Annotated in this window: 23 protein-coding genes; 14 read left to right on the top strand and 9 right to left on the bottom strand. The window is 67.2% G+C overall.

What is annotated here, in order from left to right:
* Positions 1–331 precede the first annotated feature (331 nt).
* The 5 genes from ACREB7_RS15245 to ACREB7_RS15265 all read right to left on the bottom strand — a co-directional run bounded on the left by ACREB7_RS15245 (position 332) and on the right by ACREB7_RS15265 (position 2,962).
* Entirely contained in the window at positions 332–637 is a 306-nt protein-coding gene (locus ACREB7_RS15245) for an alkylphosphonate utilization protein (RefSeq protein WP_431593127.1), read from the bottom strand.
* A 9-nt stretch (positions 638–646) separates the two neighbouring features.
* Complete coding sequence (locus tag ACREB7_RS15250; RefSeq protein ID WP_431593128.1) at positions 647–1,405, bottom strand: class I SAM-dependent methyltransferase; 759 nt, start codon at positions 1,403–1,405, stop codon at positions 647–649.
* Positions 1,406–1,472: 67 nt separating this feature from the next.
* The gene (locus tag ACREB7_RS15255) at positions 1,473–1,976 is read right to left on the bottom strand and encodes a hypothetical protein (RefSeq protein WP_431593129.1); all 504 of its coding nucleotides are present in this window, start codon (positions 1,974–1,976) and stop codon (positions 1,473–1,475) included.
* Positions 1,963–2,799, bottom strand: coding sequence for a hypothetical protein (locus ACREB7_RS15260; protein WP_431593130.1), 837 nt, complete (start codon positions 2,797–2,799; stop codon positions 1,963–1,965). Before ACREB7_RS15260 ends, ACREB7_RS15255 begins: the two co-directional genes overlap by 14 nt.
* 7 nt (positions 2,800–2,806) lie before the next feature.
* A complete protein-coding gene (locus ACREB7_RS15265) occupies positions 2,807–2,962 on the bottom strand; it encodes a hypothetical protein (RefSeq protein ID WP_431593131.1) in 156 nt (51 codons plus the stop codon).
* Between the two features lie 122 nt (positions 2,963–3,084).
* Here ACREB7_RS15265 and ACREB7_RS15270 point away from each other — a divergent pair, with 122 nt between their 5' ends.
* The 3 genes from ACREB7_RS15270 to ACREB7_RS15280 all read left to right on the top strand — a co-directional run bounded on the left by ACREB7_RS15270 (position 3,085) and on the right by ACREB7_RS15280 (position 6,669).
* The gene (locus ACREB7_RS15270; RefSeq protein ID WP_431593132.1) at positions 3,085–3,855 is read left to right on the top strand and encodes a sterol desaturase family protein; all 771 of its coding nucleotides are present in this window, start codon (positions 3,085–3,087) and stop codon (positions 3,853–3,855) included.
* A 64-nt stretch (positions 3,856–3,919) separates the two neighbouring features.
* Positions 3,920–5,659, top strand: a complete 1,740-nt coding sequence (locus tag ACREB7_RS15275; protein ID WP_431593133.1) for an N-acyl-D-amino-acid deacylase family protein — start codon at positions 3,920–3,922, stop codon at positions 5,657–5,659.
* Positions 5,659–6,669 (top strand): zinc-dependent alcohol dehydrogenase family protein, encoded by a 1,011-nt coding sequence (locus ACREB7_RS15280; protein ID WP_431593134.1) that lies wholly within the window; start codon positions 5,659–5,661, stop codon positions 6,667–6,669. Before ACREB7_RS15275 ends, ACREB7_RS15280 begins: the two co-directional genes overlap by 1 nt.
* A 22-nt stretch (positions 6,670–6,691) precedes the next feature.
* On the opposite strand, the gene ACREB7_RS15285 is transcribed toward ACREB7_RS15280, so the two are convergent.
* Complete coding sequence (locus tag ACREB7_RS15285) at positions 6,692–8,362, bottom strand: hypothetical protein (RefSeq protein WP_431593135.1); 1,671 nt, start codon at positions 8,360–8,362, stop codon at positions 6,692–6,694.
* Complete coding sequence (nhaA, locus tag ACREB7_RS15290; protein WP_431593136.1) at positions 8,359–9,636, bottom strand: Na+/H+ antiporter NhaA; 1,278 nt, start codon at positions 9,634–9,636, stop codon at positions 8,359–8,361. Before nhaA ends, ACREB7_RS15285 begins: the two co-directional genes overlap by 4 nt.
* A gap of 158 nt (positions 9,637–9,794) precedes the next feature.
* On the opposite strand from nhaA, the gene ACREB7_RS15295 reads away from it, so the two are divergent.
* The 5 genes from ACREB7_RS15295 to ACREB7_RS15315 all read left to right on the top strand — a co-directional run bounded on the left by ACREB7_RS15295 (position 9,795) and on the right by ACREB7_RS15315 (position 15,944).
* Positions 9,795–11,210: a glycosyl transferase family protein gene (locus tag ACREB7_RS15295; RefSeq protein ID WP_431593137.1), complete on the top strand. Its 1,416-nt coding sequence runs from the start codon at positions 9,795–9,797 to the stop codon at positions 11,208–11,210.
* An 8-nt stretch (positions 11,211–11,218) separates the two neighbouring features.
* Complete coding sequence (locus tag ACREB7_RS15300; protein ID WP_431593138.1) at positions 11,219–12,355, top strand: hypothetical protein; 1,137 nt, start codon at positions 11,219–11,221, stop codon at positions 12,353–12,355.
* Between the two features lie 101 nt (positions 12,356–12,456).
* Complete coding sequence (locus tag ACREB7_RS15305; RefSeq protein WP_431593139.1) at positions 12,457–13,365, top strand: sulfite exporter TauE/SafE family protein; 909 nt, start codon at positions 12,457–12,459, stop codon at positions 13,363–13,365.
* Positions 13,365–14,135 (top strand): TIGR02186 family protein, encoded by a 771-nt coding sequence (locus ACREB7_RS15310; protein WP_431593149.1) that lies wholly within the window; start codon positions 13,365–13,367, stop codon positions 14,133–14,135. Before ACREB7_RS15305 ends, ACREB7_RS15310 begins: the two co-directional genes overlap by 1 nt.
* A 93-nt stretch (positions 14,136–14,228) precedes the next feature.
* On the top strand, positions 14,229–15,944 hold the full coding sequence (locus tag ACREB7_RS15315) for an ATP-binding protein (protein ID WP_431593140.1): 1,716 nt from the start codon (positions 14,229–14,231) through the stop codon (positions 15,942–15,944).
* A 119-nt stretch (positions 15,945–16,063) separates the two neighbouring features.
* On the opposite strand, the gene ACREB7_RS15320 is transcribed toward ACREB7_RS15315, so the two are convergent.
* Together ACREB7_RS15320 and ACREB7_RS15325 are read right to left on the bottom strand one after the other, a co-directional pair.
* Positions 16,064–16,450, bottom strand: a complete 387-nt coding sequence (locus tag ACREB7_RS15320; protein ID WP_431593141.1) for a VOC family protein — start codon at positions 16,448–16,450, stop codon at positions 16,064–16,066.
* Positions 16,451–16,496: 46 nt separating this feature from the next.
* Complete coding sequence (locus ACREB7_RS15325; RefSeq protein ID WP_431593142.1) at positions 16,497–17,657, bottom strand: cell wall hydrolase; 1,161 nt, start codon at positions 17,655–17,657, stop codon at positions 16,497–16,499.
* A 168-nt stretch (positions 17,658–17,825) separates the two neighbouring features.
* On the opposite strand from ACREB7_RS15325, the gene ACREB7_RS15330 reads away from it, so the two are divergent.
* The 6 genes from ACREB7_RS15330 to ACREB7_RS15355 form a co-directional block, all read left to right on the top strand.
* Entirely contained in the window at positions 17,826–18,332 is a 507-nt protein-coding gene (locus tag ACREB7_RS15330) for a hypothetical protein (protein WP_431593143.1), read from the top strand.
* Positions 18,333–18,386: 54 nt separating this feature from the next.
* A complete protein-coding gene (locus tag ACREB7_RS15335; protein ID WP_431593144.1) occupies positions 18,387–18,827 on the top strand; it encodes a hypothetical protein in 441 nt (146 codons plus the stop codon).
* A gap of 172 nt (positions 18,828–18,999) precedes the next feature.
* A complete protein-coding gene (gene rimP / locus ACREB7_RS15340; RefSeq protein ID WP_431593145.1) occupies positions 19,000–19,548 on the top strand; it encodes a ribosome maturation protein RimP in 549 nt (182 codons plus the stop codon).
* Positions 19,548–21,170, top strand: coding sequence for a transcription termination factor NusA (gene nusA, locus ACREB7_RS15345; RefSeq protein ID WP_431593146.1), 1,623 nt, complete (start codon positions 19,548–19,550; stop codon positions 21,168–21,170). Before rimP ends, nusA begins: the two co-directional genes overlap by 1 nt.
* A complete protein-coding gene (locus ACREB7_RS15350; protein ID WP_431593147.1) occupies positions 21,151–21,921 on the top strand; it encodes a DUF448 domain-containing protein in 771 nt (256 codons plus the stop codon). Before nusA ends, ACREB7_RS15350 begins: the two co-directional genes overlap by 20 nt.
* A gap of 17 nt (positions 21,922–21,938) precedes the next feature.
* The coding region (locus ACREB7_RS15355) for a translation initiation factor IF-2 associated domain-containing protein (RefSeq protein WP_431593148.1) at positions 21,939–22,391 on the top strand (453 nt) is incomplete at its 3' end.

The raw sequence follows: 22,391 nt of genomic DNA on the forward strand, positions 1-22,391 counted from the left end.
GCAATGGCCTGCGCAACTACGCCCTACGGGCTCCGCTGCGCAGGCCATTGCTTACACCGCGCTCATGCGCAACAAAGCTGCTGGGCTCTAATCCCCGCTGGTGGAAACCAGGGGGGCACGTCATTTTCGACAAACTTGCTCTTTACGGCGTAAAGCATCGCTGTAAGTGCAACAAGCGGCCAAGCTAGTGCTGCGATGAAATCGAGCCACTCTTTCTGCATACTTTTAATCCCCTACGACATTTAGGGGTATATTTTTGCTAGGGCGAAGTCGAGGGTGAAACCAGATTCGGCGCAGGATTAATAGATCCCAAGTACGCCTCATTTCCTTCTCACCGTTTCCGCACGAACTCCGCGCGCAGGACCAGCCCCCTGATCCCCTCGTGGCGGCAGTCGATTTCCTGCGCGTCGCCGGTCAGGCGGATCGATTTGATCACGGTGCCGACTTTGAGCGTCTGGCCCGCGCCCTTCACGGTCAGGTCCTTGACCAGCACCACGCTGTCGCCATCGCTCAGCAGGTTGCCGACCGCGTCGCGGACCTCGGGGCCCGCCGCCGCTGCCGCATCGCGCGCCGCAGCCTCGCTCGCGGGCAGCCACTCGCCGCTCGCCTCGTCATAGATATAATCGTCGTCGGCCATGATGATCCTTCAGCCCGGTTTGCGGAAGCGGAGCGCGAACTGGTCGGTCTTGCCGCGAATCGCGGGGTCGAAGACGTTCGTCGTGCGCGGGTCGTCGGCGTGCTTATACAGATCGCTCTCGGCTTCCAGCTTGAATCCCGCCCTGGTCAGCGCGTCGACCACCGCCGCCTTGTCGATGCGGTGCAGACTGTCCGACAGCGTCGTCCCGGTCCCGTCGGCGGCGCTATGATCGACGACCACCAGCGTCCCGCCGGGCTTCAGCGCCGCGAACAGCGCCGCGCTCGCCCTGGCGCCGGTGCCCTCGGGAAAGGGTTTCAGATAGAGGTCGTGGAAATTCTGCACCGTGATGATCGTGTCGAGCGGGACCGGAAAGGCGGGCGCTGCGAACGCGCCGCCGACCGCATCGACATTGGCATAGGCCGCGTCGACCGCCGTCTGATCGGTCCCATATTGCGCTTTGAATGCGATGAATTCGGCGGGCTGGAAGGCATAGACCTTGCCCTTGGCGCCGACCGCGGCGGCGAGCAGGCGGGTGACATAACCGCCGCCCATGACGAAATCTCCGACCGCTTCGCCCGGCGCGATTTGCGCGAAGGCGAGCAGGTCGGCGGGCTTGCGTGCGGCGTCGCGTTCGCGGTCGGTCGCGGGACGCGCGGGGTCGGCGAGCGCCGCAGCATAATCGGCGGCCGGCGGCGGCGCGGCGCTGTTGGCGGCGCATCCGGCGAGCAGCAGCGCGAGGGCGAAGGGGACGGCGAGCTTGCGGTTCATGGCATCGACTCCATATTTTTGTCGCGCGACATTAGCCGCTCGCCGGGGTACTGGCGCGCGAAATCGGTCAGGGGAGCGCGGGCGGTCCGGCGCGCGGCCGGAGCTTGAGGCCCGCGAGCAGCGCCGCCGGATCGGGACAGCCGGGCGACGCGGCGACCCCGATGATCGGATCGATCGCGACCGACAGGCCGAGCCGCGCCGCCTGTCGCTGATATTGGTCGCGCAGCACCGTGCCGGTGCGCGGGAAGTCGGTGCGGAGGGCATCGTGATACAGATAGCGCACCGGGCCGATGCCGCGCGCGCGCTCGGCGAAGATGCTTTTTTCCGCCGCCTCGACGTCGAGTTGCTGGACGATCATCGTACAGGCGCCGCCGGCGGCACGGATACGAAAGGGTGCCGCTTCCCACGGCCGGCTGCTCGTCAGGCCCGCCGTGGCGAGCCGCGTCTCGATCGCCGCCGCCAGCCGTTCGCGGTCGGGGTAGACGTTGCGCGGCAGCCACAGCAATTTCGCCGCGACGAGCGCCACGGCGAGCAGCGCCGCGCCGATCAGGATGCGATCAGCGCGGCGCAAAGTCGGGATGGCGCAGCACGGCGGCGCCGACGATCGCGGCGGTGACGATCAGCGACGCCCAGCCGAACAGCATCATGCCCGCACCGCTGTGCAGATAATCATAGAGATCGGGATGGCGGGCGATCGTCGCGAGGCGGATGCCGTTGACGACGACGGTGCCGAGCATGGCGAGCAGCGCCGCAGCGACCAGCGATCGGTCGAACCGCAGGCCGAACAGTTGCGCGAGGGTGACCGTCAGCACCCCGGCGAGCGACAGGTTGGTCAGCGACGAACAGCCCTGCCCGACGGTGAAGGCCTGCGCCCCGGCCTGCCGGAAGATATTGCCGTCGGCGGTGCCGCCCGCGAAGGTCGCGGCGATCCACGCGTCGAAACCCAGCAATTCGGTGCCGAGCAGCTTGAGCGCGATCGGCCCCCAAAACAGGTGGGCGCTGAGCGCCAGCGCGATCAGCCCGATGCGCCGCGTCGCGGTGTCGGCGCGTGTGCGGAGCGCGAGCCAGAGCCCGCCGCCGAACAGCGCCGCTGCGGCAATCGCAGGGATGGGAAGCAGCGCGGCGCCGATCAGGCCGCCGAGGACGGCGATATCGCCGCGCCGCCACGCCTCGCCGTCCTCGTCGTCGCGCGCGATCGCGCACAGCGCATAGCTGGCGAACCAGACGATCGCGCTGACGCCGAACAAATCGGTGAGTGCGGTGACGAAGCCGCGATGCGCGATCGCGGCACCGATGCGTGTCGCAAGCGCCGCCGCGACCACGATCAACAGCGCCGCCGCGAAGGCGACGCCGCGATCGATTCGTCGCGGCGAAGCCGCCGCCGCTGCGGTCATCGCCGGTTTAGCGGCGGCTGCGGCGCTTCAGGAACAGATAGCCCGCAGTGACAGCGGCCATCGCGGCCGCTCCGACGCCGGCTTCGGGGCCGGGGGTTGCCGGGACGCCGGCCAGCGCTGCCGTGGGCAGAGCGAGAAGAATGGTGACAGCCAGTGCGCGCATGATGGAAACCTCCGGAAGAATGCTGCTTTCTTGTGACCCGGCAACTGCGTAGTGAGCGCTTGCCTTCGCGGCAAGCGGCATTACGCCCGGTGGGTATGGAACGGGCTTTTGCGGACGGGTTGATGGCGTGGGCGCCCTGGGCGATGGCGGGCGCTTTCGTCGCGGTGGCCGTCGCCGAGGCGCTGTTCGGGGCGCGCGCCGATCCGGCCTCCGGCTTGCGGCGCCCGGCGACCAATTTGCTGCTCGGCATCCTCGGATTGCTGCTCGCCGCGCTGGTGCCGCTGAACCTGATCGGCTTTGCCGCGTGGGTCGCAGGGGAGGGTCTCGCGCCCTTGCCGCTACCGCCCATACCGCTCGCACTCGCGGCACTCGCCGCGCTGCTACTGTGCAGCCTGTCGGCCTATTGGGCGCATCGCGCGTCGCACCGGGTCGGCTGGCTGTGGCGGCTGCACCGCGTCCATCACGCCGACACCGGGGTCGATGCGACGACGGGGTTTCGCCATCATCCGGTTGAGCAGTTCGTGTCGTTCCTGTTCGCGCTGCCGGCGATCGGGCTGTTCGCGCTGCCGCCCACGGCGGTCGCGATCGCCGAGCTCGTGCTTCTCGTTGCGGGCATCGCCGAACATGCCAATATCCGCGCCGAGGGTCGCGCCTGGCGCGCCGCCGCCTGGCTGTTCGCGACCCCCGCCGTGCATCTGGTCCACCACAGCAGCCGACAGGCGCAGACCGACAGCAATTACGGGTCGTTGCTCAGCGTCTGGGATCGCCTGTTCGGGACCTGGCGCGACCCGGCGGGCGAAGCGGTCGAACGTATCGGGCTGGGTCCCGATCAGGATCGCGATGCCGATCGCTGGCACCGGCAACTGCTTTCCCCTTTCACGCGCCGTCCATAGCGCTTGGCATCTCGCATATTCGTGATAGGTTTCTCCCTGAAACCAAATAATCGGGAGAGCGGACATGTATGATCTGGTGATTCGCGGCGGCACCGTCGTCGATGGAACGGGCGGCGACGCCTTTGTCGCGGACGTCGCGATCGCCGGCGACCGGATCGTCGCTATTGGCCAGGACCTGTCCGCCGGGCGCGAAGAAATCGACGCCGCAGGCAAGGTCGTCACCCCCGGATTTGTCGATGTCCACACCCATTATGACGGCCAGGCGACCTGGGACCAGGAAATGGCGCCGTCGAGCTGGCACGGCGTGACCACCGTCGTCATGGGCAATTGCGGTGTCGGCTTCGCCCCCGCCAAGCCCGACCGCCACGACTGGCTGATCTCGCTGATGGAAGGGGTCGAGGACATTCCCGGCACCGCGCTGGCCGAAGGCATGTCGTGGAATTGGGAGACCTTCCCCGAATATATGGACGCGCTGGAGGAATTGCCGCGCACCGTCGACGTCGCCTGCCACGTCCCGCACGGCGCGGTGCGCGCCTATGTGCTCGGCGATCGGGAAAAGCCGGGCGCCGTGCCGACCGCCGAGGACATGGCCGAGATGTCGCGGATCGTCGAGGAGGGCATTCGCGCCGGGGCGCTTGGTTTCTCGACCAGCCGCACCGTGCTGCACAAATCGATCGACGGCGAACTTGTCCCCGGCACCACCGCGACCGCCGAGGAGTTGATCGTCATCGGCCGCGCCATGGGCCGCGTCGGGCATGGCGTGTTCGAAATGGCGAGCGACATGAAGCGTGAGTGGAACGAGTTCCAGTGGATGGGCGATCTCAGCCGCGAAACCGGGCTGCCGGTGACCTTTGCCGCGCTGCAATCGATCGCCAAGGAACTGCCGCTCGAGGAGCAGATCGCCGAGATGCGCAAGCAGAACGCGACCGGCGCCAACATCGTCGCGCAGATCGCGCTGCGCGGCAATGGCGTCATCATGGCCTGGCAGGGCACGGTGCATCCCTTCCGCTTCAAGCCCGCGTGGAACGAGATCATCGACCTGCCGTGGGAGCAGCAACTGGCAAAGCTGAAAGACCCGGCGTTCAAGGCGCGGATGATCGGTGAGGCGAATGTCTGGCCCGAAAGCGACATCCTGGACTTCCTGATGATCGTCGCCGAGGGCTGGCCGGTCCATTTCGAGATGGACCCCGATTTCAACTACGAACCCCGGATGGACGAAAGCATCGCCCACCGTGCGGCGGCGGCGGGCGTGACGCCGTCCGAATATGCCTATGACCTGCTGATGAAGGACGACGGCAAGGGGTTCATCTATTTCCCGATCCTCAACTACCGCGACGGCAACCTCAATTTCCTCGAGGATCTGCAGGCCGCCGACGACACGGTGAACAGCCTGTCCGACGGCGGTGCGCATTGCGGGACGATCTGCGACGCCGCGTCGCCGACCTTCATGCTCCAGCATTGGGTGCGCGACCGCAACGGCAACCGTATCGGGCTCGAACATGCGATCAAGCGCCAGTGCCGCGACACCGCCATCCTTTACGGGCTGGCGGATCGCGGGGTGCTCGCGCCCGGCTATCTTGCCGACCTCAACGTCATCGATATGGATGCGATCAAGCTTGGTAAACCCTGGCTGGCGTTCGACCTGCCCGCGGGCGGCAAGCGGCTGCTGCAAAAGGCCGACGGCTATGTCGCCACGATCAAGTCGGGCGAGATCACCTTCCGCGACGGAGCGATGCAGGGCCCGACCCCCGGGGGGGTGATCCGCGGTCCGCAGCGCGTCGAAATGGCGATGGCCGCCGAATAGTGCGGGCGATCCAGCTGCGGGCCCCCGCGTCGCTCGACAATCTGGTGCTCGCCGATCTGGCCGACCCCGGCGATCCGGGGCCGGGCGAGATTCGCGTGCGGCTCGGCGCGTCGTCGCTCAATTTCCACGACTTCGCCGTCGTCGCGGGCATGATCCCCGCAGCTGACGGGCGCATCCCGATGTCCGACGGCGCCGGGATCGTCGAGGCGGTGGGCGAGGGGGTGACCGCGTACAAGGTCGGCGACATGGTCGTGTCGCTCTTCTTCCCCGACTGGGATGACGGCACCGCGCCGCCGGTCCCCGCGCTGACCAATGTGCCGGGCGACAGCACGGACGGCTATGCGCGCGAAGTGGTGGTGCGGCCGCAGCATTGGTTCACCCGCGCCCCGAGCGGCTGGTCGGCGGCCGAGGCGGCGACGCTGACCTGCGCTGGGCTAACCGCGTGGCGCGCCTTGTTTGTCGATGGCACGACCCAGCCCGGTTCGACGGTGCTGGTGCAGGGCAGCGGCGGGGTGTCGGTGTTCGCGCTGCAATTCGCCAAGGCGGCGGGCGCCAGGGTGATCGCGACCAGCTCGTCCGATGCCAAGCTCGAAAAGCTGAGGGCGCTCGGCGCCGACGACCTGATCAATTACAAAGAGGTGCCGGCGTGGGGCGCCAGGGCGATGGAACTGACCGGCGGGCGCGGGGTCGACACGGTGGTCGAAATCGGCGGCGCGGGCACCCTCGACCAGTCGATGGTCGCGACGCGCGTCGGCGGCCATGTCGCGCTGATCGGCGTGCTGGCAGGGATCGTCGGCCCGGTGCAGACCGCGCTGCTGATGAGCAAGAATCTGCGCGTGCAGGGGCTGACGGTGGGCAGCCGCGCGCAGCAGCTCGATATGATCGCGGGGGTCGAGGCGAACGGTATCCGTCCGGTGATCAGCGACCATTTTCCGCTGGAAGAGCTGGGCAATGCATTTCGCCACCAGATCGCGAACGCGCATTTCGGGAAGATCGTGGTGGACATCTAAGTCCCGGGATGAGGCGCCAAGCCTACCGCGCCAGCAAATCCGATGGCAGCGTCGGTTCGCCGATGATCAGCGCGAAGCGGCGCCAGGTCTCGTCGCGGTCGGGATCGCCGCGCTCGATATAGGCGCGGACAATCTCTTCGCCGAGGCCGTAATTGATCACATAGCTGCGATACTGGTCGGTGAAGCTGACCGACTGTTCGGCGCGCGCGGGCGAGACGAGCAGATATTTTTCGGTGAGCTGGACCGCCGTGGGGCGATCGATGACGCCGTCGAGATATTGCTGCGCGATCGTCAGCCGCGCGCCGGTCAGCGCCTTCATCGCATCGAGCAATTGCCAATAGCGGTCGTCCGACGGCGGCTCGATCCCGGCGAGCGGCATCAGCACGTCGCGTTCGGTGTCGGGGCGCGTCTGGCCGGGGAAAGCGAGGTCGATGCCGTAATTGGCGGTGCCCTCGGCGATCAGGCTTTGCGGGCTGTAGAGCGGATAGACGCTATATTCGATCCAGCCGCGCCCCTTCACCATCTGCTCCTCAAGTTTCATGTTGAGCAGGTGATGGCCGGGGTAGCCTTCATGGCAGCCGAGATCGAGCGCGCGCGACAGGCGGATCGGCAGGTCGGTGTTGACCTGGATGATGCTGTGATAGCCGCCCTGGTAATAATTATAGCCGCTCCAGCTCTTGCCGGTGACGAATTGCAGTTCGAAACTGTCGCCCGGCGCCAGCGCGACATGCGCGACGGTGCGGCCGCGGCAGCGCGCGATCGCGGCCTCGAACACGCCCTGCAACCGGTCCTTGGGGATGGTGAAGCGGTCGAGATAGGCCTCGACGCGCGTCGCCAGCGGGCCGTCGCCGGGGACGAGCGCGTCGACGGTCGCGAGCGCGGCGTCATAGCTTTTCAGCGGCTTGAGCGCCGGGCGCACCCCGAACAGCCGTTCGGCCTCTTCGGCGAAGGAAAAGCGCGCGCCGCCCATCATCATCAGCCGCGTCTCGGCGGCGCGAAGCTGCGCGGCCAGGAAAGCGCGGCGTTGGCGCTCGATCGGATCGGAGAGGTCGGGCGCGATCTCTTCGAGCTTGGCGATCAGTTGCCGGGTCGAGACGAGCAAGGCCTTCTGGTCGCGGGGCGCGGCGGTCGAGGCGTCGAGCAGGCTCTGCGGGCCGTAATAGGCGTCGATATAGCCTTTTTCGTGCGTGCCGATCTCGAGGCTGAGCGACACATAGGCGGTGGCGATCGCATCGACCGTCTGCCCCGCGAGCGTCGCGGCGGCGGGATCGGTCGCCGCCGCGCGGACCGGCCAGTCGGTCGCGGGTGCGGGCGGCGGCGGCAGGTCGGCCTCCGGCCCCGAACTCGACGGCGGCGGCAAGGCGGTGAGGCCGGGGATGATCGTCGCGCGCGGTTCGCCGCTGTCAGCGGGCGACGTTGCCGGGGCGCCCGAGGGCGGGGGCAGCGCGGTCATCCCGCGCACGACCTCGATCCGGCGGACGTCGACTTCGGGAACCGCAGCGTTGGATGCGGTCGCGGTGGGGGCCGGTGTCGGGGCGGGCGCCGGGCTTGCTGGCGCGGCGCTGCCCTGCGCCTTGCGCGCTTCGACCGTGCGCTTCATTTCGGGGTCGAGCGCATAGCAGCCCGACAGCGTCGCGGCGGTCAGCAGGGCGGCGCACAGGAGTTTGGGCGACAGGCGCAGGCGCTGGATCATGCGGGGATCGGCTCCGAGGTGTCGCGGACGTCGCCGTCGCCGACAATTTCGTCATCGCAGTCGGCTTCGACCGCGCCATGCTGCGGGTGCAGCGGGGCGAAGCGCAATACCGCATAACCCGCGAGCGCGGCAACCAGCGATCCCATCAAGATGCCGATCTTGGCTTCTTCGATCAGCAACGGATCGCCGGGGAAGGCGAGGCCGCCGATGAACAGGCTCATCGTGAAACCGATGCCGCACAGCAACGATACGCCGTAGATCTGCAGCCAGGTCGCTCCGCGCAGCTTGCCCGCGATGCCCCATTTGACGCTGAGCCAGACGCTGCCGAAAATGCCGATCTGTTTGCCGAGGAACAGCCCCGCCGCAATCCCGAGCGGCAGCGGCGCAAAAATCTGCTCGGCGGTCAGGCCCGAGATATCGACCCCGGCATTGGCGAAGCCGAACAAGGGCACGATCGCAAAGGCGACCCACGGGTGCAGCGCATGTTCGAGGCGATGGAGCGGCGAGGTCTGGCTGTCGGTTGCGCCCGGGGTGCGCTCGAACGGGATCGCCATCGCCGCGAGCACGCCCGCGATCGTCGCATGCACGCCCGAGAGCAGCATCGCATACCAGAGCGCCGCGAACAGCAGCAGATAGACGATCAGGCTTTTGACGCCCATCCGGTTGCAGACGAACATCACCGCAAAAAGCGCTCCCGCAGCGGCGAGCGCGAGCAGGTTGATCTTGGCGGTATAGAAAAGCGCGATGATCGCGACCGCGCCCATATCGTCGACGATCGCCACGGTGACGAGGAACAGTTTGAGCGAGGTCGGCGCGCGCTGGCCGAGCAGCGCCAGCACGCCGATCGCAAAGGCGATGTCGGTCGCGGCGGGAATCGCCCAGCCCTGGGCGAGGCCGGGCGTGCTGCCGGCAAAGACCATATAGAGGACCGCCGGCACCGCCATGCCCGCCGCCGCCGCGATGAACGGCAGCCGTCGCCGGTCCCAGCTCGCCAGCCGCCCGTCGACGAACTCGCGCTTGATCTCGAGCCCGACGAGCAGGAAGAACACCGCCATCAACCCGTCGTTGATCCACAAATGGACCGTCATCGGCCCCAATTTGTCGGACAGGACCGGCCCGGTCACCGCGTGGATCGCGTGATGATAGGTTTCGCCGAGCGCCGAATTGGCGATCAGCATCGCCAGCGCCGCAGCGAAGATCAGCAACATGCCGCCCGCGCTCTCGCTTTCGAGGAAGTCGCGCAGGGCGGAGCGGCGGGTCGGATTGCGGGTCATCGGATGAGGGGGGCCTTGCAGAGGAAGTGGGTCGATAAATCGAATGCCCGGTCTCCTAGCGCGCGGGGCGCGTCGCGTCACCCTTTACGCGCCGCCCGCATTTTACTAGTCGTTGCCAATAGGGGCGTCGCGACGTCCTCAAGGGGACGGGGCGCAACATGGGTCTGTCGGCCGCAGGGCTGGAAATGATGGTCGGACTGGCCAGTCACGAACTGATGCTGTTCGCGTCGGTTGGTATCCTGTTCATCGGTTTCGACGATCTGCTTTTCGATATTCTCTGGTTTGTGACGCATAAACGCGGAGCGCGGCCGCTTTATTTACGCGATAGGATGCCGAAAGATCCGCTGGCCGGGCCGCTCGCCATCTTCGTTCCGGCCTGGGACGAGGCAAAAGTGCTTCCAGCGATGCTGCGGCGGACGCTCAGTGCATGGCAGGGCGAGGATTTCCGGCTGTATCTCGGCTGCTATCCCAATGATGTCGCGACCTTGTTTGCGGTGTCGCCGCTCGTTGCGCGCGACCCGCGGCTTCGGCTGGTGATCGGCGACGCCGACGGGCCGACGACCAAGGGCGACAATCTCAACCGCTTGTGGGCGGCGATGGCGGGCGACGAGCGGATCGAGCGGATCCGCTTCGCCGGCATCGTGCTGCACGATGCGGAGGATATCGTCCACCGCGCCGAGCTGGCGCTGTATCGCGCCGAACTGACGCGCCACGCGATGGTCCAGATTCCGGTGCTGCCGCTGCTCGGACTTGGCCAGCAATGGGTCGCGGGCCATTATGCCGATGAATTTGCCGAAGCGCATGGTAAGGATCTGGTCCTGCGCGCGCGGCTCGGCGCGCCGCTGCCATCGGCCGGGGTCGGCTGCGCGCTGACCCGCAACGCGTTGAGCCTGTTGTCGATCGAGCGCGGCGGGCAGCCGTTTCGCGCCGACAGCCTGACCGAGGATTATGAGATGGGCATCCTCGTCGGCACCCGCGGGCTCAGCACTGCCTTTGTCGCGGCGGTCGACGACGCGGGCGACTGGATCGTGTCGCGCGGCGCCTTTCCTGAAACTGTCGACGCTGCGGTGCGCCAGAAATCGCGCTGGGTCGCGGGCATCGCGCTTGCGGGCTGGGATCATCTCGGCTGGGCGGGGCCGCAACAGGGCGGCTGGTTCGCGCGCTGGATGCTGTGGCGCGACCGCCGCGCCCCGCTCGCGGCGCTGATCCTGCTCGCCGCCTATGCCGCGCTGTTCGTGGGTGCGGCGGGCTGGATCGGCCACGCGCTGCTCGGCTGGCAGGCGCGTCCGCCGAGCCCGATGCTGCAATCGCTATTGGCGCTTTCGGCCATCCTGCTGCTGTGGCGGCTGGGCATGCGCGGCCATTTCGCCGCGCGTGCTTACGGTTGGCGGCAGGGGCTGTGGGCGATCCCGCGCGCGTTCGTCGCCAATATCGTCGCGATGCTGGCGGCGCGGCGCGCGGTGTTCGTCTATTGGCGTATGCTGGGCTCGGGGCAGGTGGTGTGGGACAAGACGCAGCATGTCGAGAGCGAGGTTTTGCTGGTCCCGGTCCTCCCGCCCGTGCGCGCCCGATGACGGGGGTGATGGCGGGCCGGCGACCGCGCCGTGATGCACGCGCGCTGCGGTTTCTGTTGCTGCTGCTCGGCAGCTGGATGGTCGTCAGAGTGATGGCGCATTGGAATCCGGCGGTCCCGCCGCCACCGCCCGGCCTGCCGCCCGCGCCCTGGGAGCAAGCGGCGGCGCCGACGGCTTCGGCTGGCGTCGCCAGGACCGAGCCGCTGTCCCATGCACCGACACCGGCGTTGGCGGCGCATGAATGGGTGGACGCTGCGCGGCCCTTGCTGCCGCAGCGCGCGAATCCCGATCCGCTGCTGCTGCCCGCCGACAGCGGCTGGGGCGACGGCGGGCGGCATGGCTTGCGGCTGGCGCTCATCGCGCGATTATTGCCATCGCAACCCGGTGGCGCTGCGCTCGCGGCCGTTCCGGCCAACCGATCGTCATGGACGGCCGATCCCGCGCCCGGCCGCGTCGCGCCGCCGGGCGTCGGCCAGCCCTATTGGATGCAGCGCCAACTGGCGGGCTGGTCGCTCGGCGGCTGGGCCTATGGACGCAGCGGATCGGGCGCGGCGCCCGGCGGCATTGCCGCAGCGGGCCAGCTCGGCGGCAGCCAGGCCGGCGTGCGGCTCGCCTACGGGTTCGGCGACAGTGGCCGCTTGCGCGCCTATGGCCGCGCGACGCTGGCGCTCGCAGAAACGCGCCAGCGCGAAGTCGCTTTCGGGCTGGCCTTCGCGCCGATCGCGCGCCTGCCCGTCGATGTCGCGGTCGAGCAACGCGTCGCGATCGGCAGCGAGGGGCGCACCGCGCTCGCGGCGATGGTCAGCGGCGGCGTCGGCGATGTCGCGCTGCCGCATCGCTTCCGTCTCGAAGCCTATGGGCAGGCGGGGATCGTCGGCGCGCGACGCCGCGACGGTTTCGCCGATGCGGCGGTCGTCGTCGATCGCGAAATCGCCCGAACGTCAGCGGCCAGCGTGCATCTCGGCGCGCTGGCGGCGGGGTCGGTGCAGCCCGGCGCATCGCGCGTCGATGTCGGTCCGCGCCTGACCCTGCGCCTGCCCGACGTTGCCGAGAGCAGCCGCGTCGCGCTCGACTGGCGGCAGCGGGTGGCGGGCGAGGCCCGGCCCGGCAGCGGCCTTACCATGACCCTCGCCACCGACTTCTGATTTTTCCCGATTTGCGCGCGTCGATGATTCCCCGGGGGTGGAAACTGGTCTAGGGTCGGCTTCACCGCTCCATTCGGGGCGTCCTTTCGCATTCGGGGCCCATGGATCTTTATCTCCCTGTCGCCAATTTATCGGTCAACGCGCTGGTCATCATCCTGCTCGGCGGCGGGGTGGGGTTCCTGTCGGGCATGTTCGGGGTTGGCGGCGGGTTTCTGACCACGCCCTTGCTCATCTTCTACGGCATTCCGCCGACGGTCGCGGCCGCCTCGGCGGCGACGCAGGTGACCGGCGCCAGCGTCTCGGGAGCGCTCGCGCATCTCGACCGCGACGGCGTCGATCTGCGCATGGGCGCGGTGCTGATCGTCGGCGGCCTGTTCGGCTCGTTGATCGGCGCGGGCCTGTTCGAACTGCTGACCGCCTGGGGGCAGATCGATACCGCGATCAACATATTGTATGTGGCGCTGCTCGGCTCGGTCGGCTCGTTCATGGCGCGCGAGGCGTGGGGCGCGCTGCGCGCCGCCCGCGCCGGCTTGCCCGCGCCGGCGCGCAAGCGGCGCCACCATCCGATGGTCGCGAACCTGCCGCTGCGCTGGCGCTTCTATCGCTCGGGGCTCTATATTTCGCCGCTGGCGCCGCTGCTGCTCGGCATGGCGGTCGGCATTCTCACCATGCTGCTCGGGGTCGGCGGCGGCTTCATCATGGTGCCGGCGATGCTCTACCTGCTCGGCATGGCGACGCAGGTCGTCGTCGGCACGTCGCTGTTCCAGATCCTGTTCGTCACCATCGCGACGACGATGGTCCATGCGATGACCACCGGCGCGGTCGACATCGTGCTCGCCGGGTTGTTGCTGATCGGCAGCGTGACCGGGGCGCAGGTCGGCGCGCGCTTCGCGCAAAAGGTGAAGCCCGAATATCTGCGCATGGCGCTCGCGGTGATCGTGCTGCTCGTCGCGCTGCGCATGGCGGTCGACCTCTTCATCCGCCCCGAAGAAATCTACACCGTGCAATGATGCGGCTGTGCGCCTTGCTGCTGCTGTGCACGGCGATGCTGTTCGGCGTCGGCCCGGCGCGGGCGGTCGACCCGCGGCTGGTGCCCGACGTGTCGAGCCGCGCGATCGATATCCAGTACAGCTTCACCGGCGAAGAATTGCTACTGTTCGGCGCGATCCTCTATCCGGGCCAGCGCCTGCCCGACGACCGCGCCGACATCGTCGTCGTGTTGAAGGGACCGGTACGCCCGATCATCCTGCGCGAAAAGAAACGCGTCGCGGGCATCTGGGTCAACGCCAACAGCATCCGCCTGCGGACCTCGCCGGGTTTCTATGCGATCGGATCGTCGCGCCCGATCGACAAGCTGGTCGACGAACGCACGGCGGCGATTTTTGAATTGGGCCTGTCGAACCTGTCGATGTCGCCGACCGGATTTTCGGAGGCCGAAAAGCTCCAGCGCTTTGAAAACGGGCTGATCGATCTCTATCGCCGCCTCGGCCTCTTCTATGAAAATCCGGCGGCGGTCGAAATCAGCGAAGGCGTGCTCTATCGCGCGCGCATCCCGGTGCCGGCGCGGGTGCCGGTCGGCACCTATCGCGCCGAGACCTTCCTGATCAGCAAGGGGCGCGTGCTCGCGGTCGCCTCGCGCAATGTCGAGATCCGCAAGGCGGGGTTCGAACGCTTTGTCGCGCTCGCGGCGCAGCGCCACGGCTTCCTCTATGGGCTTGCCGCCGTGGCGCTGTCGCTGCTGCTTGGCTATGCCGCATCGGCGGCGTTCAAGCGCCGCTAAGCCGCTGTCTTCCGCGCATCATAAGCGCTTTCTTTACCATCTGCTGCGATACCGGTGTCCGGGGTCACATATGGACACAGGCGGGGCCGTTTGATGGATATGCAAGGTGGTGGATATAGGGCCGGGGAGGCTGCGCCGGCGCAGCATGTCCGGCTCGCGGGCGGCGGGGTCGCAGCGGCGCCGCTGAACCCGGCTGCGGTGCATCATCGCGACGACTTGCTGGTCGGTGAGGTTATCGACATTTCGGGTTCGGCCTCGCGCATCCTGCTCGACGCGGCGGCGCTGCACCGCCTGTCGGAATCGGGCGATCCGGCGGTTGCCATGGCGGGCCAGGTCGGCGCGCAGGTCAAGGTTCGCGTCGGCAATGTCTGGCTGCTCGCCAGCATCCGCGACCAGCAATTGCACGAAAAGGGCCAGGGGCTGATCGTCGCCTCGATCGACTTCCTCGGCGAGGGCGACGAGGAAAAGATCACCGGGCGCATCCATAATTTCCGCCGCGGCGTGACGCGCTATCCGGTGCCGGGCAGCCAGGCCTATGCCGCGACCAGCGCCGATCTGAAGCAGATTTACGCCGCCGACGACCGCGCGCATGTCGAAATCGGCACCGTCTATCCGACCAAGGATATTCGCGGGTCGCTCTATGTCGACGCGATGCTCGGCAAGCATTTCGCGCTCCTGGGGTCGACCGGTACGGGTAAATCGACCAGCGCCGCGCTGATCCTCCACAAGATCTGCGAACTCGCGCCGCAGGGTCATATCGTGATGATCGATCCGCACGGCGAATATTCGGCCGCCTTCAAGGGCACCGGCGCGCTGTTTGACGTCGACAACCTCGCGATGCCCTATTGGCTGATGAACTTCGAGGAACATTGCGAAGTCTTCGTCACCAGCGAGGGCAAGGAGCGGCAGGGCGACTGCGACGTGCTCGCCAAATGTCTGCTCCAGGCGCGCCAAAAGAACCGGCTGGCCGAGGGCATGACCAAGCTCACGGTCGACTCGCCGATTCCCTATCTGCTCTCCGACCTGCTCAACATCCTGCAGAACGAGATGGGCAAGCTCGACAAGGCGACGTCGAGCGCGCCCTTCATGCGGATCAAGGGCAAGATCGAGGAAATGCGCGCCGACCCGCGCTATAATTTCATGTTCTCGGGCATGCTCGTCGCCGACACGATGGTCAATTTCATCGGCAAGATCTTCCGCCTGCCGTCGGACGGCCGGCCGATCTCGATCATCGACGTGTCGGGGGTCCCGTCGGACATCACCGCCGTCGTCGTCGCGGTGCTGTCGCGCCTGACCTTTGACTATGCGATCTGGTCGCGCGGCGAACCGCAGCGGCCGATCCTGCTCGTCTGCGAAGAAGCGCATCGCTACATCCCGGCCAAGGACGTCGGCGGGGGGCAGTCGGTACGCAAAATTCTCGAACGGATCGCCAAGGAAGGCCGTAAATATGGCGTCTCGCTCGGCCTGATCACCCAGCGTCCCTCCGACCTCGCCGAAGGCGTGCTGTCGCAGTGCGGCACGATCATCTCGATGCGCCTCAACAACGAGCGCGACCAGCATTTCGTGAAGGCGGCGATGCCCGAAGGCGCGCGCGGTTTCATCGATTCGATCCCGGCGCTGCGCAACCGCGAATGCATCATTTGCGGCGAAGGTGTGTCGATCCCGATCCGCGTCTATCTCGACACGCTCGAAGAGGACAAGCGCCCGGCGTCGAGCGATCCGCTCTTCTCGCGGCTATGGCGCGAGACCGGCGGCGAGGCCGAAATCCTCGAACGCGTCGTGAAGAGGTGGCGCAGCCAGGGGCGGTAAACTTCCCAACATCGTCATTGCGAGCGAAGCGAAGCAATCCAGAGCGGTTATTGCACGCTCTGGATTGCCGCGTCGCCTTCGGCTCCTCGCAATGACGAGGCTTTGTTGGTCGATGTCGGTTATCCCGCCGCCGGCTCCCACAATTCGATCGGATTGCCTTCGGGGTCGAAAACCCGCGCAAAGCGGCCGAGGCTCGGGTCGTCCCATTCGGGCTTGGTGATCACCTCGTCGCCCGCTTCGCGAAAGGGGGCGAGGACGGCGTCGAGATCGTCGACGCGCAAATTGATCATATGCTGGCGGTCGGCGGGGAAATAATCGCTGTCGGCCTTGAAGGGTTCGAAGACGAGCGGCCCCGCCGTGACGTTCCACACCCATTCGTTGGGCGCGACGCTGTCATCGGCGCTGCAGCCGCCGCCGATGCCCAGGCGTTCGCGATACCAGGTCTTGAGCGCGGCGGGGTCCTGCGACCGGAAAAACAGTCCGCCGATGCCCTTCACATGTCCCATGACAAACCTCCCTTGCCGATGATGGCGGCAAGCTAGGCCCAACGGATCAGCGAATCCACTCCCCGCTCTTATCATATTCCTCGCGGACCTGCCCCGACTGGTTGAGCCGCGGATCGGCATAGGTTTTGGCGGGCGCCGCCGGCGTCGCCACCGGGGTGCCGATCGCGCGGTCGGCCTGCGCCATCGCCTGCGGAGTCGGGGCGGGGGCCACATTGGGCAGCGGCGCGAGCGTGCCGCTGCCTTCGGGCAGCAGCCCGGTCGGTGCGACGCCCTTGCCCTTCAGGATCGCCAGTTGCTGCGCGACGGGCAGATAGGGCCCGGGCACCGGTTCGCGGCCGAGGTATGGCGCGCGAAACGCATCGGGCATGCCCCAGCGCCCGCGCCAGCGGTGAAAGATATGCGCGCCGACGATATTGGTCATCACCAGGCTCTTGCCCCAGCGCGGCCAGATCGCCTGGGTGTGATAATGGGTGGCGAGTCCGACGCCGGGAAAGACATAACCGCCGAGCGCCGCCGCCGCGATGCGGCTGGCGCGCAGCCAGTTGTCGCGGCTCGGCGCGCGCGCCATCGCGCCGTCGCAGCTGAAGGTGAACTGGCACACGCCGGCGCGCTGCGACCCCTGGAACACCACGCCGCAGATGGTGTTGGGGAAACTCGGGTGGCGCGCACGGTTGACGATGACCTGCGCGACGCCGCGCATGCCGTCGTCGCTTTCGGACGCGGCTTCGTAATAGATCGCCGAGGTCAGGCAATAATGGGCACGCTCGCGGTCGAGCGCGGTGACGCCGCGAAAGACATAGGGTTTGGCGGGCGGTCCGACGAAGGCCTCCTGGCGCAGCGTCGCGGGATCGACCCCGGGGGTCGCGGTCGCATCCGCCCAGCCGACGCTGCCCGGATCGGGAAGCGTGGGATCGAGCTTCAGCGCGTCCTCATAATCTCCGGCGTTCATAATCGCCCAGCGCGTCGGGTCATAGACTTTGAAGGTCAGCGGGACGCTGACGCTGTAGGGGCCCGGGACGAAGGCGCGCAGCTGGCCGGTCGTCGCGACGAGCGCGAGGCAGGCGAACAGGCTGGCGAGCGCCAGCCCGATCCACCAGCGTCGCTTCGGCCCGCGCGAGCCGACATCTGCGGCCGGGTCGAGCCAGGGCGATCGCGCGCTGAGGTTGAGTTCGGGCTTCATCCGCGTGTCGGCATCCGCTGCACCCACCGCACGACCGATTCGCGCGGGATAAGGCAGCCTGTCTTATGCCGCGAGGTGCGAATAAAATGTTGCGTTGCGGCCGGGGTGTCCCACAGGGGGACAGGCCTGCCCCGGCCGGTCGAGGGCCATCGTGCCGTTAGCGGCTCGTTGACATCGGTCCGCTAGGGCGGCGGCATGACCGATGCCGCCATTCCCAGCTATCGGCGCAGCGCGCGGACCGATGTCCGGATGTGGCTGCTGCTGCTGTTCGGCGCGATGTTTTTCTGGGCGGGTTCGGCGATCGATCCCAAGGACAATTGCGGCGAGGACGGCCGCGAATGTGCGCCCTGGCTGGTGCCGCTGGCGCAGGGGTTCGGGGCGCTGGTCGGGCTCGGCGCCGCGCTGACCATGCTCGCCAATCCGAATCGCGGCAGCTTTGTCGATCCCGCGACCGGCGATCTCGTCTGGTGGCAGGGACGTATCGGCAAAGAGGGCGGCGATGAAGGCCGCATCCACCCCTCGTGTATCGGCAAGATCCGCATCATTCGGCAAGATGATAGTGACGATAGCGTGTCGCTCTGCGATCTGGGCGGCGAGCGCCTTGCCTGGTTCAACGAAGAGGTGATTCCCTGGCCCTACGACCGCTGGGCTGAGAAGCTCGCGGCGCGCTGGCCGCATATACGAGTTGAGATCATCGATTGAATCGCCATACTATCCAATCGCTGGACAAGAATATTGGAGGGAATGATGCGTGCGATGGCATGGCTGATCTTGGGCGTTGCCCTCGCATTTGCCGCCCCGAAAACTAACGCGGCGCTTGCTCCCATGTGCGCCATGCCGGACAATTGGGGAGCGGCACCGTTCAATATGCGCGGCCCCGAACCCGTCAACCTCGTTTTCCTGCGCGACGGGAAGATTCAGTGGAACGGTTCGCCGATCGATGAGCAAACTCTGCAAATCTATCTCGGGATAGTCAAAAGGCTTCCCCGGCAGCCGATAACGGCGATCGACAGCCGCGGCATGGACTGCGCCACGGCCGAGCGGCTGCGCACCTATGTCGAGGAGTCGTTTCCATGCGTGCCCGACTTGTGCCGCTTCGCCGCTTTCGAGAATATAAGGCTTGAAGACTATAGGTATGCGCCGCCGCCCTCACCGCCTGCGCCGCCATCTGCGGGCACCTTTCGCCCTTCCAAATAAGGGACGCCTGGCCGACGGCGCGTCGCGCCCCTCATTCCCCCTTGCCGACTCTCCCGCGTCGGCCTATATGCGCCCTACTTCTTGACATGGTTAGCCAGTTGGGACGTCGGGGCCGCGGGCCGCGGCGGCTGTTCCTGCATGGTTTTTCCGGTCGCAACTGTGGAAGACCCGCTTGGCCGATCTCGACGTCCTCAATGCGATCATCGCCCCCGAAGCCGAAGCGCTCGGGCTTGCCTTGGTGCGCGTCGCCTTTTTCGGCGGGGAGAGCGATCCGACCTTGCAGGTGATGGCCGAACGTCCCGACACGCGCCAGCTGACGATCGACGATTGCGCCGCGCTGTCGCGCCGTATTTCGGAACAGCTCGACGCGCTCGAAGAGGCGGGCAGGGACCCGATCGATATCGCCTATCGCCTCGAAGTCTCGTCGCCGGGGATCGATCGGCCGCTGACCCGCCGTGCCGACTTCGCCGATTGGGCGGGGCATGAGGCGAAGGTCACGCTGAAAGAGAAATTGAACGGGCGCCAGCGCTTCAACGGGCTGCTCGCCGGGATCGATGGCGATGACCTCGTCACCATCGTCGACAAGGAAGAGGTCGAGCATAAATTGCCGTTCGACGCGATCGACACGGCGAAGCTCGTGCTCACCGACAAATTGATTGCCGCAACCATCCCGCTGTCGAGTGACGGCGCGGACGAACTCGAAGAAGAAGGACAGGACTGATGGCCACTGCCATTTCCGCCAACCGCGCCGAACTGCTGGCGATTGCCAATTCGGTCGCCAGCGAGAAGATGATCGACAAGGGCATCGTCATCGAGGCGATCGAGGAAGCGATCCAGCGCGCCGCGCGCGCCCGCTACGGCGCCGAGAACGATATCCGCGCCAAGCTCGACGTCCAGACCGGCGATCTTCGCCTGTGGCGCGTCGTCGAGGTGGTCGAGCAGGTCGAGGATTATTTCAAGCAGGTCGACCTCGCTTCGGGCCAGAAGCTGCAGAAGGACGCCAAGATCGGTGACTTCATCGTCGATCCGCTGCCCGCCGTCGACCTTGGCCGCATCGATGCCCAGTCGGCGAAGCAGGTGATCTTCCAGAAGGTCCGCGAAGCCGACCGCGAGCGCCAGTATCAGGAATTCAAGGATCGCGGCGGCGAGATCATCACCGGCGTCGTGAAGTCGGTCGAGTTCGGCCATATCGTCGTCAACCTAGGCCGCGCCGAGGGCGTCATCCGCCGCGACCAGCAGATTCCGCGCGAATTGATGCGCGTCGGCGACCGCGTTCGCGCGCTGATCCTGTCGGTGCGCAGCGAAACGCGCGGGCCCCAGATTTTCCTTTCCCGCGCGCACCCCGACTTCATGAAAAAGCTGTTCGCGCAGGAAGTGCCCGAAATCTACGACGGCATCATCGAGATCAAGGCCGCCGCCCGCGACCCGGGTTCGCGCGCCAAGATCGGCGTCATCAGCTATGACGGCAGCATCGACCCCGTCGGCGCCTGCGTCGGCATGAAGGGCAGCCGCGTTCAGGCGGTCGTCCAGGAAATGCAGGGCGAAAAGATCGACATCATCCCCTGGTCCGAAGACACCGCGACCTTTGTCGTCAACGCGCTTCAGCCCGCGACGGTGCAGCGCGTCGTCATCGACGAGGATGACGGCCGCATCGAAGTCGTCGTTCCCGACGATCAGCTGAGCCTCGCCATCGGCCGCCGCGGCCAGAATGTCCGTCTCGCCAGCCAGCTCACCGGCAGCCAGATCGACATTATGACCGAGGCCGACGCCAGCGAAAAGCGCCAGCGCGAATTCGTCGAACGCTCGACGATGTTCCAGGAAGAACTCGACGTCGACGAAACGCTCGCGCAGCTGCTCGTCGCCGAAGGCTTCAGCGAGCTCGAGGAAGTGGCCTATGTGCCGCTCGACGAACTGGCGAGCATCGAAGGCTTTGACGACGAACTCGGCCAGGAACTGCAGAGCCGCGCGACCGAAGCGCTCGAACGCCGCGAAGAAGCCGCGCGCCAGGAGCGCCGCGCGCTGGGCGTCGAGGACGATCTCGCCGAAATCCCGCACCTGACCGAAGCGATGCTCGTCATCCTCGGCAAGGCCGGGATCAAGACGCTCGACGACCTCGCCGACCTCGCGACCGACGAACTGATCGCGAAGAAGCGTCAGGACAACCGCCGTGGCCCGTCGCGCGAACGCACCGAGGACAAGGGCGGCGTGCTCGGCGAATATGGCCTGTCCGAAGAACAGGGCAACGAGATCATCATGGCGGCGCGTGCGCACTGGTTCGACGACGAACCGGCGGCAGACGCTCCGCAAGCCGGGGAGGCCGCTGATGCGGACCCCGCACAATGATCAACTGAGCGAACCAGACCGCGCTGGACGGCGCGGCCAGCATGTGCCCGAACGGCGCTGTGTCATCACCGGCGAGGTTTCGCCGGCGGAGAGGCTCGTGCGCCTGGCACTCGGCCCCGACGGCAGCATCGCGCCCGATGTCCATGGCAAGGCGCCGGGGCGCGGCGCGTGGATCGGCGTCGACCGCGCCACGCTCGAAGCCGCACAGGCCAAGGGCAAGCTGAAGGGCGGGCTCGCGCGCGCGCTCCACGAAGGCCAGTTCCTCATTCCCGACGATCTCGGGGCGCGGATCGAGGCGCAGCTCGAGCGTGCGACGCTCGACCGGCTCGGGCTCGAATCGCGATCGGGCACGCTGCTCAGCGGCAATGAAAAAATCGAAACCGCGGCGCGCAAGGGGCAGGTGCGCCTGCTCCTGCATGCGAGCGACGCGGGCGAGGACGGCCGTAAAAAACTGGCGCAGGCCTGGCGCGTCGGCGAGGATGACGAAGGTTCGGGCCGCGAAGGGCGGGTCTTGCCGGTGGACCGCGGCACCCTATCTATGGCATTGGGGCGCGAAAATGCGGTGCATCTGGCGCTGATCGACGCCCGCGCCGCCGCGCGGGTGCTGGCGCATTTGAGCCGCTGGCAGTTTTTCACAGGATGGAGTAGGGACGCGACCAATCGCGATTCCGATCCGCACAACCCGTCGTCTGACGACGGAGCAGAAAATGGGGCGGCGCCCGATGGCACCGCCGCTTCGGACGCGTTTTGAAGGAATGATGGTTTTCGATGAGTGACGAACAGGACAAACCGACCCTTACCCGCAAGCCCCTGGGGCTGAAGCGGACGGTCGAGGCCGGACAGGTGCAGCAGCAATTCAGCCACGGCCGCCGCAATACGGTGGTGGTCGAGGTGAAGCGCCGCCGCGTGCTCGGTCGTCCCGGCGAAGCCGCGCCCGAACCGGTCGAGGATATCGTCGAAGCGGCGCCTGCGCCCGCTCCGGCGCCCGCCCCGGCTCCCGTTCAGGCGCCCGCCGCGCCGAAGCGCGCCAGCGAAAATGACAGCCTGATGTCGCGTCAGGAGCGCCAGGCGCAGTTGCTGCGCGAGGCCGAAGAGGCGCGCATGAACTCGCAGGAGGAAACGCGCCGCCGCGAGGAAGCCGCGCGCGCCCGCGCCGCCGAGGAAGAAAAGGCGCGCAGCGCCCAGGCCGCCGCCGCCGCGTCCGTCGCGGCTGCTCCGGCC

Source organism: Sphingopyxis sp. (assembly GCF_050725615.1).
GTDB lineage: Bacteria > Pseudomonadota > Alphaproteobacteria > Sphingomonadales > Sphingomonadaceae > Sphingopyxis.